This is a genomic window from Nonomuraea glycinis, assembly GCF_035920485.1.
GTDB lineage: Bacteria > Actinomycetota > Actinomycetes > Streptosporangiales > Streptosporangiaceae > Nonomuraea > Nonomuraea glycinis.
Map to the genome: position 1 here is coordinate 2,331,659 of NZ_CP109166.1, position 14,605 is coordinate 2,346,263.

A 14,605-nucleotide genomic window follows, 5' to 3' on the forward strand; every position below is an offset into this window, starting at 1 on the left:
CGGCCGGTGCCTCGGCTACTCCTTCTTCCACTTTCCGCACCTGGTGTCACCCGTGCGGTACTTGATGCACACACGGACACCATGCCCCGGATTGGACAGGTACCTGACCGTCGCCAAGTACGTGCCGTCCCCCTGCGAGACCACCTTCTTCGGGCCGCAGACCCGCCCGTCCGTGCGTTCCAGCCAGATCGTCATCCCCGGCCACTTCGTCGACACGAAGGCGGAGTTCATGTCCGACAGCCGAAGCTGCGCATGCCTGACCCTGGTCTTCCCTGCCGTGAAGCTGTACGGCGAGCCGAAGGTGTAGGAGTAGTCCGGATACCACGGTCCGGACTGACACTTGCTCGCCGCGCTCAGCGCTCGATCGCCGGCCACATCGGCCTGCGCCGCCGGCCCCACGGACAGCGCGGCGATCGAGACCAGAGCCATAACAGCGGTTCTGCACCGGTTCACACCGATTCCCCCTTCTGTGCTGAGGCGCCGCGTTCACGGCGCCTGTCACCACCGTCCCGGGTGGCGCCCGAGCGTGAGAAGGGGTGCGCCGTCCCAGGTCGTGGTGGGACGCCCATCCCGGTGTTGACCAGGCTTTTCCCTCCGGACGTGGGAAGGGCTCGCCGCCGACCCCGTGATCAGCACCGGGGTCTCGGTGATCCGGATCGGGTCGCCGGGTCGCAGCGGGGTGACCGTGCCGTCGAGGCCGGTGCGTGAGACGGCGCCGGGGCCCGCGGTGGTCTCCGCGGCGCCGGCGTGGGTCCAGCGGACGGTCAGGCGGCGGTCCGCCTCGTCGGTGAACTCGCACTGCCACACGTTGCCGGGCAGTCCGGCGGGCAGGCCCTGCGCGCACCCGTGCAGCCGGGCCCGCGCCAGCCACCGCTGGAGTGTCTCCACCGCGAGCCCCGCGCCCGTGGGCGGCATCCCCTCCGCCTGCAGCACCAGCGGCAGCCGGCCTGATCCCCAGTTGTAGAAGTACATCCGCGCCAGGCCGAACTCCCTGCCGTACAGACCGGCGAGGTAGAAGCGCATCGCGTAGTCGGTGGCGCGACGCCGGTCGAGCGAGCCCTGCAGCGGGATGTCGTAGGTGGTGCCCGTGTTCCACAGCGGTGGGTGGACGCCGGCCGCGTGCATGGTGGCGTCGATCTCGCGGAGCAGCCGCACGAGGGTCTCCGGCGGGTCGGCGGCGTGGCGCTGGTGCAGTTTCACGCCGGCGGCGTCGCAGTGCTCATAGCCGCCCGACTCGGCGAACCGGCGCAGGAAGTCGCGCCCGGCGGCGCGCCACAGGTGTCCCATCGAGGGGCACACGACCACGGCGTCCCGGTCGACGGATCGTACGATCGCCGCCGCCCGCCGGGTCATGTCCACCAGCGTCTCGACCGAGCCCGAGTAGTACCTCGGATCGGTGGCGTACGCCCACAGCTCGTAGGCCTCCAGCCTGCCCCGATAGCGCTCGGCCAGAGCCCGGACGAAGCGGTCCCAGTCGGCCGGGTCGTCCGGCGGCCCGGTCCGCGAGCCGTCGGGGTAGGCGCCCTTCGGCGAGCTCGGCGCCGCCCACTCCGGCGTGCCGCCCAGCGTGAAGAGCACGGGCAGGCCGGCGCGGCGCGCACCGTCGACCAGCCTGTCGAGCGTGGTCCAGTCGAACCGGTCCCGCCGTGGCTGCAGATTGGCCCAGCGGGTGTGGCTGTCCCACAGTCGCACGCTGCCGACCCGGAAGGAAGGCATCGCGCCGGTGCTGCTGTTCACCGTCACCCCGAACACGGCCGACGACACCGGCTGCGGATTCGTCACCCAGGAGGTAGCGGTGATCGCCTCGACGCGGTCCGCCGGTCCCCCGGCGGCGCCGGTCGTGCCCGACGCGCTCGACGCCACGACCAGCAGGACGAGCGCGGCCAGCACCGCCATGGCCGGGCGAGCACGGCGCCGGGTGAGCGCTGCCATCGTCACGTGGGCGCGGTGGCGGGTGAGCGCTGCCATCGTCACGTGGGCGCGGTGGCGGGTGCGCGTCGCGAGCACGGCCATCGTGCGGCGGGCACGGGGCCGGGACTCGGGCGGATCGCTTGCCGGTGCCGTGGGCGGGTCGGACGGATGCCCGGTCAGGTGACGCCATCGGCGCAGCAGCTCGTTCAGCTCCTCGTCGGACGCGCCGCACTCCTGGCCGATCATCGCGACGAGCTGGTAATCCGGCGGGTGACCGCGCCCCGTACAGTAGCGATGCAGCGTGGAGCTGCTGGTGTAGGTCCGCCGGGCCAGCTCGGCGTAGCTCAGGCCGCTGCGCTGCTTCAGGTCCGACAGCAGCCCGGCCAGACCGTCCTTCCCCTGTCGTACGGTCACCTCGACGCCTCCCCGTGATCAGCATCATGGGAAAGGTGCCACCCGACCGCCTCGGGGAAACCCGGCTCCGCCGGTCAGCACGGCGTCTCGACCGGGAGAACGGGGACGGTCCTGGGCTCGCCACCCCCCTGAGCGGGGCAGAGCCGCACGACGGCGGGCACCGAGTCGTCGCGGTTGCCGAAGTTGTCGAAGGTGATGTTCCCGCTGGCGCCGCCGACCGTCACGCCGCCCTGGACGAACCCGCCGATCGCGGCGTTGATCTGGGAGGAGGTGACCGACTGCCGCTCGGGAAGGGTGTTGATCGCGCCGGCGACGGTGGTCATGGCGTCGAAGCCGGCGATCGCCCACCCGCTGTTCAGGTGCGCCGGATCGAAGCGCAGGGTGGCGAACGACTGCCGCAGCGTCGCCATCCCGCCGCCGTCCGGCAGCACGTCCGGATCGGCCAGCGGTGTGTAGACCAGCTTGACGGTTCCGCTCGTGAACGTCGGCGTGCGGAGGATCGCCAGGCGCTGCCCTTCGAGATGCGGGTCGACCTCCTTGCCGCGCAGCCTCGCCGCGTCCGAGGTGCTGACGACGGTGATGCCGGTGAACAGGCACTGCCCGCGTTCGGACTGCTCCGCGAGCCGCTGGAGGAACTGCGGCAGGTGGCTGGCCCGCGCGCCGTAGAAGACGCTCACCTCCCCCGCGCTGGCGCAGATGCGCTGCGCCGACTGCTTCACCGTCGTCACGTCCGCGGGATCGAACTTCACCTCCTGCACCGGCCGGGACCTCGTGTCGAACCTGGCGTGCACGAGGGGCAGCGCCGTGCAGGTGTACGGGTCGTCCATGGTGATCGGCGTCACGACGAACTTGAGCGTCCTCCTGGCCGGCTCCAGATACTTCGCGAGCTGCTCGATCTGCACCGCGTTGCGATAGGAGACGCGGTGGAAGTATCCCCTGCCGACGCCGTTCTTGTAGGTGTGCGCGGGGTCGCAGCGCCCGTAGTCGGGGTTGTCCTGCCGCGAGCCGTTCGCGTCGAACCCCTCGGCCGTGATCACGTCGCTGACCATGGGGATGCGCTTCCCCGCCAGCACCTCGGCGGCGTCGGCGCTCTCCTGAAGGCTCAGCCCCATGCCGACGACGGCGACCACGTCACCGGCGAGCAGCCCGGCCGTCTCGGTCGCCGCCTGCTCCGTGGCTCCCATCTGGGCCACCCGCAGCCGGATCGGGTAGACGCACTCGGCCTTGTTCGCGTTGGCGCTCGCCTGTGCCGCGGTGATGCCTTCGAGCTGGTCCAGGGCCCGGCCGCCGGCTCCCACCGAGGTGAGGGTCAGCAGCACGCCGACCGTCACCGGCTCGGTGCCGGGGGCGCACGAGCCCTCCCGCGCGGCCTCGTTCTGCTGCGCGATCTTCGTCATCACGTCGGCGAGCTCAGGACGACCGAAGGCGTACGGCCCGTCGCTGAGCCCGACGCATTCCCCCGCCTGCTCCCACACCTCGGTCACCGGCAGCCCGGGGCGGCAGGAGAGCCGCTTGGCCAGCGCGGGAGTGAGGATCACCACGCCGGGCACGAGGGTGAGGGCGACGGCCAGGCGCCACCAGGGCACGAACGTCTTCGGAAACCGCCTGGGATTCGGGAAGATCTGCCACAGGTAGGTGGGAGTGTCCAATGTCGTTGGCTCCAGTGGGACGATCCCCGCGCGGGCGGGGTGGTCGGTCAGGCCAGGGAGTCGGCCAGCTTCTGGAAATGCTGGGCGCGTTCGAGGAAGGGCAGGGCGTCGGCGTCGGAAAGCCGCCTGCACTCCTCCGCCGCGATGACGTACAGGCCGCGGCGGGTCTCCCGGTCGCTGAGCAGCGGATCGGCGAGCCGATGCACGGCGGTGACAAGCTGGGCGACGGCCGCGCGGCGGGGGTCCGCCGCCCGGTCGGGGTGAGCGGACTCCGGAGCGGTGGCGCTGCGGGGATCCGCCGACGGGTCGGTGGTGCGGAGGCCGGGGGTGGCGACGATTCGGTCGAGGTGCTCCAGCCATGTGGTCCCCGGCATCTCACCCAGGAGCCTCAGCAGCTCGCCCACGACGACCTCGTGCTCCCCCAGAGCGAGCTCGTGATGGAGTCTGCCGCGGACGTCATGGTCCTCGGTGTGGTCCCGGAGCCGTTCGAAGACCTTGGTCCAGCTCGCCTGGTGGTTGTCCGGCCGCGCGCTCAGCTCGCGTAACAGCAGGAAGCGTACGAACGGCGCCATCGCCCACTTCTCCGGCTCCGTGGACAGCGGGGTCGGCCACAGGGACGGCGAGCAGAACAGGATCGGCTCGGCGTGCACCGCGTTGCCCAGCAGGGACGTCAGGCACCGCGCCTCATCGGTGTCCCGCGCCCCGGCCAGCGTGATCAGGGCCTCGCGGAGAGGCGCGAGGAGCCGCCGGCGCGGGCTCAGATCCATCGTGATCTTGTCGATCAGGTAGCTCTCCATCGTCTGGCCCGGGTCCGGCACGCGCTCGGCCAGCACCAGTCCCAGCTCGTCGATGAGCGTCGGATCCTCCCGGAGCCGGGCCAGCACCAGGTGGGTGGCCTCGGCGTGCCCGTCGGTGAGCAGCCGGACGGCACGGGTGATGGTGCCGGTGCCGAGCGCGGAGGGCCACGGGGTGAGATCGGTCGCCACCAGGTGCTGGACGGCGTCGGCGGTGAGGCCGTCCAGCAGGACCCGCAGCCACGTCCTGGCCTCGCTCAGGTCGGCGTCGGACAGGCCGGCCAGCGCGGACTCCGGCCATTGCATGGCCCGGCCGCTCAGGCCCGCCGAGTCGGCCAGGAGGTAGCCGCCGCTGGTGGTGATCACGGTCAGCGGGTCCCGGGGCGCCTGGTGCCGCGCCAGGAGGTCGCGCACCTTGACCAGGGTCTTCATGAACCGGGCCGCCGAGGGGACGTCGCCGTTGTCGAGCAGCACGACCGCGCGGGACGGGTGGTTGACCGCGCGGTCGAAGCTGCTCCGCAGATCGGCCAGCAGCGCCGCCACCAGCAGCCGGTCGACGTCCTCCTGCACGCCGGCGTCCCGCACGTCGGCCTGAAGGCTCAGGCGGACCAGCGCGCGCTCGGGGTCGTGCCGGAAGCCCTGGTCCTGGTGCTCGAACCAGGCCAGCGCGTCCCGCCACAGCAGTCTGGACCGCAGGCCCGACCGGTCCAGCCGCCCGGTCATCTGCTCCAGGGTCACATCCAGGCTCGCGGCATCGAGGCCGAGCGAGCCGGCGGCCATGGCCAGCAGCCTGCGCAGCAGCGTGACCACCAGGCTCCGGTCCTGGTAGGCGTTGATCCGCTCGCGCATGGCCAGCATGCTCTTCTTCGGGTCGGCCACGGTGATCGGGGCGGACATCGCGATGTGCGCCAGCACCACCCGGGGGAAGGCGACCCGGTAGCCGGGCACCTCGGCCGTCAGGCCCAGCATGACGGCGGTGAGCACGGCACGCATGGAGTCGCCGTCGTCGGCCCCGACCAGCGGATCCACCTTGGCGATCGGGGTCCGCTTCGCCCACCGCCGCCAGGTGTCATCGAGGATGTGCGAGCGGCCGGAGCCACCGATCCCTTCGAGGACCAGGATCGGGCGCGGGAAATCCCGGGGCACCTGGGGGCCGGTCTCCACCTGGATGAACTGGTCGATCAGCGAAACCAGGCTCGACCGTGGCGGAACCTCCATACGCGTCCCTCCCGATCCTGACCTCAAGAATTGGGAGGAAATTTAGCAGGTCTTTCAGTTCCGCGACTGCCTTTGTTCTGCAGTTCTTCCCTGCGCCTATAAATAATGTCCGGTTTTATTATTATTTAAAGGCATATGCGCTGTACGAGGCCGCTGAGCTGGCCGCCGGGCCCGGCAGTGCCGGACCCGGCGGTACGCGGATCAGTACTTCAGTTTGCGCAGATAGCGATATCCGACCCGCGAGGTCTGCTCCGGAGTGACATCGGGAGTGTCGTTCTCCACGATGTATTCCTGGACCTGGTGCTTGTCGAATATGCGGCGGAAATCGATGGTCCCGGTGCCGAGGTCGGCCATGTCGCCGTCCAGGTGCCGGTCCTTGACGTGGAACTGCAGGACGCGCTGCGGCGCCTTGCGGATGACGTCGAGCGCGAAGCGCACCGGGTCACGGGCGCCGCGCCCGACGCCGCCGGTGACCGCCCAGTAGAGGTCGATCTCCAGGTGGACCAGGCGCGGGTCGAGCTCGGCGGTGAGCACGTCCCACGGCGTCCTGCCGCCGCCGAGGTCGGTGGTGAACTCGTGGGCGTGGTTGTGGTAGCCGTACCGCAGCCCGGCCCGCCGGGCCGCCGCCGCCTCTACGTTCATCTGCTCGGCCCAGGTCTTCCACTGGTCCAGACTGTCGGAGGCGAGGTACGGCACCACCATGTAGCGCTGGCCCAGGGTCAGCGCGTTCTGGATCTTCGTGTCCAGGCCGGCGGCGTCGGGGCTGATGCCGTCATGGCTGGAGGTGGCCCGGATGCCCAGCCCGTCCAGGAACTCGCGGAGTTGCTGAGCCGTACGGCCGAAGTAGCCCAGCGCGACCTCGATCCTCGGATAGCCGATCTCGGCCAGGTACGCGAGGGTGGCGTCGTAGTTCTTGGACAGGTCGTCGCGCACCGTCCAGAGCTGCATGCTGATCTGGCTCGGGGGGATGTGGCGGCGCCCGCCGGGGCGGTGGGGGTGCGCCGCCGCCGCGGCGGGAGAGGCGGCGAGGGCGGCCGCCCCGAGTCCGAGGCCCGCGGCGAGCAGGGACCGCCTGCTGGGGCCGTAGCCGTAGCACATGGGGATCTCCTCTTTCCTAAGGTGTGGGATCCAGCACGACCCTGGCGGTGCCGGTCAGCGGCGGCAGGTCGCCTTCGCCGGAGTCGGTGTAGGTGGCGACGAAGACGCCGGTGAGGTCGTCGGTGCCCGGGTCGTGCCCGCTCGGCACGGTGGTCTGGATGGAGCCCGTGCAGCCGCGGGCCGTGGACTGGCCGTGGCCGTGCTCGTCATGACCGAGGATGTAGTCCACGGTCACGCGGGAGCAGTCCACCGGCTGGTCGTCGGTGACCCGCACCTCGAACTGGACCAGGTCCCCGAAGGCGAACGGGTCCCCGGTGGCGGGCCGGACCAGCTCCACGACCGGCGGGGCGTTGCCGATGACGATCCGCACCGAGGTGGCGGCGGACCTGCCGCGGCTGTCGGTGACCTTGAGCGTGGCGTTGAAGAGGCCGTTCTCCTTGAAGGTGTAGGACGCCTCGGCCCTGCGCGAGTCGACCCTGCCGTCGGCGTTGAAGTCCCACGCGTACTGGAGCCGGTCGCCGTCCGGGTCGGTGGTGCCGTCGCTGGTGAACTGGACGGTGAGCGGCGCGAGTCCGGCGGTCACCGACGCGGCGGCGGCCGGGATGGGCGAGTGGTTGCCGTCGCGGCCGATGTAGTCGATGCGCGCCAGCTGGGCGTCCGGATTCTCCTGGAAGTAGCCGTCGCCGTACTCCAGCACGTAGAGAGCGCCGTCGGGGCCGAACTCCAGGTCCATCGGGTTGTCGAAGACGATGGACGGCAGCACGTCCTCGATCCGCCGCCCGTCCTGGTGGAACGCCTTGACGTAGTCGCGGGTCCACTCGTAGAACAGCGGGACGCCGTCGTAGTAGCGCGGCCAGGCCACGCTCGCGCGGCCGTGCGCGGCACGCGGGTCGTAGTCGTACGCGGGCCCGGCCATCGGGCCGATACCGCCGGTGCCGAGCTTCGGGAACTCCTGCGACGCGCCGTAGGAGTACCACACGTTCGGCTGCGACACCGGTGGCAGCTCGCGCAGGCCGGTGTTGTGCGGTGAGTCGTTGACGGGCGCGGTGCAGCTGAACGCCGCGCCTGACGTCCCGGTCGCGAAGTCGTAGTCGCGGTAAGGGAGCTGCGCGGTCGCACAATACGGCCAGCCGTAATTGCCGGACTTGCGAATCGTCGTCCACTTGCCGTGCCCCGCCGGGCCGCGCTGCGGATTGGCGGCGTTCGCGTCCGGCGAGTAGTCGGCGACGTACAGCTCGCCGGTGGACCGGTTCAGCTCGATCCGGAAGGGATTGCGCAGGCCCATCGCGTAGATCTCCGGCCGGGTGGCCTTCGTGCCGGGCCGGAAGAGGTTGCCTCGGGGGATCGTGTAGGACCCGTTCGCGCCGACCTTGATGCGCAGGACCTTGCCGCGCAGGTCGTTGGTGTTGCCGGAGCTGCGCTGGGCGTCGAAGGCCGGGTTGCGGTCGGCCCGCTCGTCGATCGGGGTGTAGCCGTCGGAGGAGAACGGGTTGGTGTCGTCGCCGGTCGACAGGTAGAGGTTGCCCTGGGCGTCGAAGACGATGTCCCCGCCGACGTGGCAGCAGATGCCCCGGTCCACCGGCACGTCCAGGACGCGCTGCTCGGTGCGCAGGTCGAGGGTGGCGCCGGTGAGACGGAACCGGGACAGCCGGATCAGCCCCTTGAAGGGCGCGAAGTCCGCCGGCGTGCCGGTGAAGGGGGCGTCGCCCTCGTTGACGGTCGGCGTCGCCGGGTCGTCGATCGGAGTGTCGAGCGGTGGCGAGTAGTAGAGGTAGACCCAGTCGTCCTTCTTGGCGCCCGTGCCGAAGCCGGGGCTGAGGGCGATGCTCTGCAGGCCCTCCTCGTCGTGCTGGTAGACGTCGAGCTCGGCGGCCACCGTGTTGAGCCCGGTCTTCGGGTCGTGCAACCAGACGACGCCGGCGCGGGTGGTGTGCAGCACCCGCGAGTCGGGTAACACCGCCAGGTCGATGGGCTCGCCCGGATGGTCGTTGAGCGTCACCTTCTGGAACTGGTCGTCCGGCGGTGGGGCGGTGATGCCGGTGGCCTGGGCAGCGCCGACCGGCATGAGGATCACCGCAGCAGCCATCGCCGCTAACGCGGATCTCGCTCTCATACCTCTCCCTTCAGTCGATGTTGGGGGATAAGAGAGGCAAAGCACCGTGAATGTAACCCGAGTTATGCCGATTGAGGGGGACCTAATCACGGCTGAGCGATCAACTTCCGCGTCTGATCGGACAAAGCTAGAGGACCCGGAAGACGCGTAGCTGCAGCGCCAGGGTCGCGTAGTAGCCGACCAGCGTGCTCAGCTCGAACACCATCCGATCCCCGCCGACGGACACCGCGTGGCCGTACGTTCCCTCGTCCGCGTCCCCGTCGAGCAGGGCCATGACCAGGCTCATCGCGGCCGCCTCGGCCGGGTCGGCGAGCTCGGGCGCCGAGCCGCCGCGCAGCGCGGACAGCTCGTCCTCGGTGAGCCCGGCCGCCCGGCCGACCGCCTCGTGCGCGCGGAGCTCGAACGCGCAGTCCCAGCGGGCGGCGACGGCCAGGATGGCCATCTCCCGGACGCGCGCGGAGAGCGAGGACCGGTAGCGGATCGCCGCCCCCAGCGCCTGAAGCGCCTGCCCGAGCTCAGGCGCGAGCAGCATCGCGTTGAACGGCCCGTTCAGCCGCCCGTCCTCGTCCACCAGGGCGAACAGGGACGGGCCCGCCGCGCGGGGCCCGCCGGTGATGGTCTCGTACAGCTCGCGCCGGGCGGGGTCGAGCTCGTTCGGGGTGGGGCGGTGCAACCGGTTCGTCATGACCCCAGTGTCCCCACCGATCACCACGGAAGGCGACAAGCCGGATACCGGACGTAGCTCCGCTATATCCATATGTGCATACCTTGAGGAAGATACGGCGCGCGGTGCGTACCTCCTGATGGCAGATTCCGGTTTTCGGGAGGTAGTAATGCACCGCAGAGTCGCCCTGCTCTCCGCCGTCGCGCTCGCCGTGACAGGCGCCCTCATTCCTGTGAGCGCCGTCCAGGCCAGTGCCTCGACCGGCCTCGACCACAGGCCGGTCCGGTGGGCCGCCGCCGACTCCTGGCAAGAACGCAGAACCGTCTCGAACTACTGGACCTCGCAGCGCATGCTGGCGGCGCAGCCGCTGGACGCCCTCACGCCGCGGCGAAGTCGGTCCGGCGGGCCGACCCAGGGTGACCCGTGGGCCACCCGCGGCGCTTTCCAGAGCTCCTCGGGGGCCACGTCGGCCATCACCACCTCGGCCGTCCCCACGCAGGGCAAGCCGTGGTCGGTCAAGGGCACCATGGCCACGGGGGCCGCCGCCGGTCAGCGGGCCCAGGTGCCCAACAGTCCCGGCCTGCGCTGGACCGACGGCGGCGCCATCGTCCGCACCACCGGGCGGGTCTTCTTCACCACCGCCGACGGCGCGAACTCCTCCTGCTCGGGCACGGCCGTGACCAGCGCCAACGAGAGCGTGGTGATGACCGCCGGGCACTGCGTGAAGCTGAACGGCGCCGCGCACCGCAACTGGGTGTTCGTCCCCGCCTTCGACAACGGCCGCCGCCCGTTCGGCACCTGGGTGGCCACCAGGATGCTGACCACCCAGCAGTGGAACGCCAACGAGGACATCAACTTCGACGTCGCCGCCACCGTGGTCGCGCCGCTGCAGGGGCGGACGCTGAGTGACGTCGTGGGCGGGCAGGGGGTGGCGTTCAACCAGCCCAGGCAGCGGCAGATGTTCTCCTTCGGCTACCCGGCCGCCGAGCCCTTCGACGGCTCCAGGCTGGTCTACTGCAGCGGGCGGTCGTTCAACGACACCGTCATGACGAGGGACCTGGGGCTGCGCTGCAACATGACCGGCGGGGCGAGCGGCGGCGGATGGTTCCAGGGGTTCAACGAGTCCACCGGGCTCGGCTGGCTGAACTCCGTCAACAGCTTCAAGTACAACTTCGCGCCGAACTTCATGTTCGGTCCCTTCTTCGGGAACGAGGCGCAGGCGGTCTACCAGGCCGCCCAGCGCACCAACGCGCTCTGAGGCCGGCCGGACAGGGCCGATGGCCCATGTGCCCAGGACGGCGGGCGGGTGAAGCTTCGGGTGTTCGAAGAGCCGGGCCTCCGGCTCGAAGCCCAAGGAAGGAAAACCCTCATGAAGCGCATGCTCACCATCGCCGGCCTCCTGATCGCCGCGGTCGCCGTCCCGCACGCCGCGAGCGCCCAGGCGGCCGTGGACCTGCCCATCCACCGGGGCAAGTTCTGGTTCCACAGTGACTGCATCACCGCGGGCCAGCAGGGGATCGACCGCGGGCACTGGTCGCACTACCAGTGCGCCGAGGGCTGGATGTGGAACCTGTGGACCGACCGGTAGGCTGAGCGGCGCCCGGCTCGGGATGGCGTCCCTCCGGTCATCCCGAGCCCAGTCCCGCGCCCTTCCGGTCACCCGAGCCCAGTCCCGCGCCTCCCTCATCCCGAGCCGAGCCCCGCGTCCCTGGCCCGGACGATCGCGGCCGCCCGGTCGTGCACCTGAAGCTTGGCGAAGATCGAGCCGACATGGTTGCGCACCGTCTTGTCGGTGACGAACAGCCGCTGCGCGATCTGCCGGTAGCCCAGCCCCTGGGCCAGCAGGTCCAGGATCTCGCGCTCCCTGGCGGTGAGGGTCGGGAAGGCCTGCTTGGCAGGGCCGCCGGCGAAGGCGGCGAACAGGCAGGCGAGGCGTTCGGCCATGCGCGGGCTGAACACCGCGCCACCCCGGCCCACCGTACGCAGGGCGAGCAGGATCTCCTCACGCACGGCCCCCTTGAGCAGGTAGCCACGGGCGCCGGCCCGCATCGCCGCCAGCAGGTTGTCGTCGTCCTCCGACATCGTCATGACCAGCACCCGAAGGTCCGGATGGGCACGCAGGAGACACCGGGTCGTCTCGATGCCCGACTGGCCGGGCAGTCCGAGATCCATGACGACCAGATCGGGGGCGGTGCGGGCGGCCTCGTCCAGGGCCTGCTCCCCGGTGGCCGCCTGCGCCACGACGGTGAACTCCTCGTCCAACTCCACCGCCGCCGCCAGCCCCTCCCTGAACAGCGGATGATCGTCGACCAGCAACACCCGCCAGACACGCGACCCGATCTCATCCATGGGGTACCTCCAGGGTGGTGGGAAGGGTGGCGGTCACGGTGGTGCCGTCGGGGGCGGTGCGGACGGTGGCGGCGCCGCCGATCTCCTCGGCGCGCTCGGTGACCGAGGCCAGGCCGGTGCCGGGGACGGCGTCCGCGGCGAAGCCCGAGCCGTCGTCGGTGACGGTGATCGTGAGCGCCGCCGGACCGGTGGTGAAGGCCACCTGTACGCGACGGGCGCCGGCATGGCGGACCGCGTTGGTCACGGCCTCGGCGGCGATGCGATAGGCGGCGGTCTCCACCGCGGGCGCCAGGGCGGGCAGCGGCGCGGGCGGGTCGAGCACGGTGACCGCCACGGCTTCCGTGGCGAGGCGGTGCGCCAGGAGGCGGGTGGCGTCGAGCAGCCCGCGTTCGACCAGGGTGCTGGGGGTCAGCCCGGCCGTGATGCGGCGTACCTCGGTCAGTGCGTCGCCGAGCCCTTCCGCCGCCGTGAGCAGGTGCGGGTGCGCGGTGGAGGAGGCCGGGCTGAGCGCCTGGGCGATGCCGAGGCGGAGTTGCACGGCGGCGAGGTGCGGCCCGAGACCGTCGTGGATCTCCCGGCGCAGGCGGCGGCGCTCCTCCTCGCGGGCGAGCGCCAGCCGCTCGCGGGCGGCCTGCGCCTCCTCACCCAGCCGCAGCGCGGCCAGCGCCGGACTGGCCTGGTCGGCCAGCAGCGACAGCAGCTCGCTGTCGCGTTCGGCGGGGGTGCTCGCGCCGTCGCGGGCCACCTCCAGCCGCCCCACCACCTGCCCGTGGTGGCGCAGCAGGAAGACCTGCCCGGGACCGCTCAGCGAGGCGCCGGCGGCGGCCAGCACGCGGGTGCCCGAGCGGGTCTCGACCCCGATCCGCGCCCCGGACAGGCCCAGGTCCTCCACGACGCTGCGGCAGATCTGCTCGGGCACGTCCCCGGGGTGGGGCGCCTGCTGCAGTCGTACGGCCAGCGCTCGTACGGCCTCGTGCGGGCGGGCGCGCGGCCCGTAGAAGGCCCGCTCGACCGCCAGGACGGCGTGCTGCACGACGGGCCTGGCCAGCCACCCGACCGCCAGCGCGCCGCCCGCCGCGATCCCGGTGGCCGCGCCGCCCCCGGCGGGGAACGCCGCCCACGCCGCCGTCGCGGCGCACGTGGCAGCGATGACCAGCATGGCGAGGACGAACGCGCGGGCCATCCGATGGCTGGTGACCCGCTCCAGCCGCCACATGCCGCCCCGGGAGGCCGCCAGGCAGATCATCGCTCCCCACAGCGTGACCCCGGCCGCCCGCGCCGCCACCGCCCAGCCCTCCTCCCACTGGTCCGACAGCAGCAGGCAGGCGTACACCGGGTAGGCGACCGCGATCAGCCCCAGCACCCGGCGGCCTTCCCCGGCCGCCGCCCGCAGCGCCCCTCTGGCCAGGTCGGCCGTCACCGCCGCGGTCACCGCCAGCATCACCCAGTCCAGGATGTTGTGGCTGTCGTGCAGCAGGTCGGCGGCCCAGATCCCCGGCGCGCTCGCCGACCACGGGCTGAGGAGACCCGGCAGGCCCGGCGTGCCCAGCCCCCAGATGGCGGCGTACTGGAGGCCGGCGGCGGTGGCCGTCACGATCACGCCCCGCCGCCATCGGCGCGAGGACGAGCCGGGCAGCAGGAACAGCGGGAGCAGGAGCACGGTCAGCGGCTGGCAGGCGGTCCCGATGACGCCCAGCAGGATCGTCGTCCCCGCGACCAGCGCGCTCCGGCCGCCCCCGTCGGCCATCAGCTCGGCCAGCAGGGCGGACACCGTGGGCGGCGCGATCCACACCACGCCCGCCGCCAGGACCAGCGCGCCCCGGCGCGCGGCATAGCGGTCGGCCAGCAGCAGCACCGCGACCACGCACACCGGCAGCCCCACCACCAGCCGGGTCACCTCGGCGGTCAGCCGCACCGCGCCCGGCCGCTCCCACTCCGGCAGGCCCACCGCGAACCTGGCCACCAGGACGGCGAGCAGCAGCGCCGCGGCCATCCCGGCGAGGTGCGCGCCACGGGTGTACGACCGCAGCACGGCGGCCAGATCCGGCGCTATCGCCCCCAGAAGCCGCGTACGCCGAGGCGTCACTCCGTCCAGAAGCCGCGTGCGCCAAGGCGTCGCTCCGTCCAGAGGTTTCATGCCCCGGGGCGCTATTCCACCCAGAGGTCCCAGGTGCCGATCCGGTAGAAGATCGTCTTGACGCAGGTGTGCTTCGTCCAGCGTCCTTCGCTCCTGCCCTTGCGGGCGGCCTGCTGGCAGCCCGACTCCGTGTAGTAGGAGGCGATGTATCGCTTGACGGCGTCCACGTCGGCGGCGGCCCCCGGGTGCGGCAGGACCGCCACGACGCCGGAGACGGCCAGGCAGACGGCGAACGACCTGAGCGAGGTGCGCATGCTG

Annotated in this window: 12 protein-coding genes; 2 read left to right on the top strand and 10 right to left on the bottom strand. The window is 71.7% G+C overall.

Translation table 11 applies throughout. The features are described 5' to 3' along the window. Positions 1–15 precede the first annotated feature (15 nt). From OHA68_RS10720 to OHA68_RS10750, 7 genes are all read right to left on the bottom strand, one after another. Positions 16–429, bottom strand: coding sequence for a hypothetical protein (locus OHA68_RS10720; protein ID WP_327107488.1), 414 nt, complete (start codon positions 427–429; stop codon positions 16–18). 69 nt (positions 430–498) lie between these two features. Then, positions 499–2,325, bottom strand: coding sequence for a helix-turn-helix domain-containing protein (locus OHA68_RS10725; RefSeq protein ID WP_327107489.1), 1,827 nt, complete (start codon positions 2,323–2,325; stop codon positions 499–501). A gap of 74 nt (positions 2,326–2,399) precedes the next feature. Continuing rightward, positions 2,400–3,974, bottom strand: a complete 1,575-nt coding sequence (locus OHA68_RS10730; protein WP_327107490.1) for an ABC transporter substrate-binding protein — start codon at positions 3,972–3,974, stop codon at positions 2,400–2,402. Positions 3,975–4,021: 47 nt separating this feature from the next. Then, the gene (locus OHA68_RS10735; RefSeq protein WP_327107491.1) at positions 4,022–5,986 is read right to left on the bottom strand and encodes a hypothetical protein; all 1,965 of its coding nucleotides are present in this window, start codon (positions 5,984–5,986) and stop codon (positions 4,022–4,024) included. 201 nt (positions 5,987–6,187) lie between these two features. Further along, on the bottom strand, positions 6,188–7,084 hold the full coding sequence (locus tag OHA68_RS10740) for a sugar phosphate isomerase/epimerase family protein (RefSeq protein ID WP_189138013.1): 897 nt from the start codon (positions 7,082–7,084) through the stop codon (positions 6,188–6,190). Positions 7,085–7,100: 16 nt separating this feature from the next. Next, positions 7,101–9,197 (bottom strand): PQQ-dependent sugar dehydrogenase, encoded by a 2,097-nt coding sequence (locus OHA68_RS10745; RefSeq protein ID WP_327107492.1) that lies wholly within the window; start codon positions 9,195–9,197, stop codon positions 7,101–7,103. Between the two features lie 127 nt (positions 9,198–9,324). Beyond that, on the bottom strand, positions 9,325–9,882 hold the full coding sequence (locus OHA68_RS10750) for a carboxymuconolactone decarboxylase family protein (RefSeq protein WP_327107493.1): 558 nt from the start codon (positions 9,880–9,882) through the stop codon (positions 9,325–9,327). Between the two features lie 148 nt (positions 9,883–10,030). Here OHA68_RS10750 and OHA68_RS10755 point away from each other — a divergent pair, with 148 nt between their 5' ends. Continuing rightward, a complete protein-coding gene (locus tag OHA68_RS10755) occupies positions 10,031–11,119 on the top strand; it encodes a trypsin-like serine peptidase (RefSeq protein ID WP_327107494.1) in 1,089 nt (362 codons plus the stop codon). A 111-nt stretch (positions 11,120–11,230) separates the two neighbouring features. Continuing rightward, the gene (locus OHA68_RS10760) at positions 11,231–11,449 is read left to right on the top strand and encodes a hypothetical protein (protein ID WP_327107495.1); all 219 of its coding nucleotides are present in this window, start codon (positions 11,231–11,233) and stop codon (positions 11,447–11,449) included. A 95-nt stretch (positions 11,450–11,544) separates the two neighbouring features. On the opposite strand, the gene OHA68_RS10765 is transcribed toward OHA68_RS10760, so the two are convergent. The 3 genes from OHA68_RS10765 to OHA68_RS10775 all read right to left on the bottom strand — a co-directional run bounded on the left by OHA68_RS10765 (position 11,545) and on the right by OHA68_RS10775 (position 14,601). Then, complete coding sequence (locus OHA68_RS10765) at positions 11,545–12,210, bottom strand: response regulator transcription factor (protein WP_327107496.1); 666 nt, start codon at positions 12,208–12,210, stop codon at positions 11,545–11,547. Continuing rightward, positions 12,203–14,296: a sensor histidine kinase gene (locus OHA68_RS10770; protein WP_327107497.1), complete on the bottom strand. Its 2,094-nt coding sequence runs from the start codon at positions 14,294–14,296 to the stop codon at positions 12,203–12,205. Before OHA68_RS10770 ends, OHA68_RS10765 begins: the two co-directional genes overlap by 8 nt. Positions 14,297–14,358: 62 nt before the next feature. Then, the gene (locus OHA68_RS10775) at positions 14,359–14,601 is read right to left on the bottom strand and encodes a hypothetical protein (protein ID WP_327107498.1); all 243 of its coding nucleotides are present in this window, start codon (positions 14,599–14,601) and stop codon (positions 14,359–14,361) included. Between the last annotated feature and the right edge of the window lie 4 nt (positions 14,602–14,605).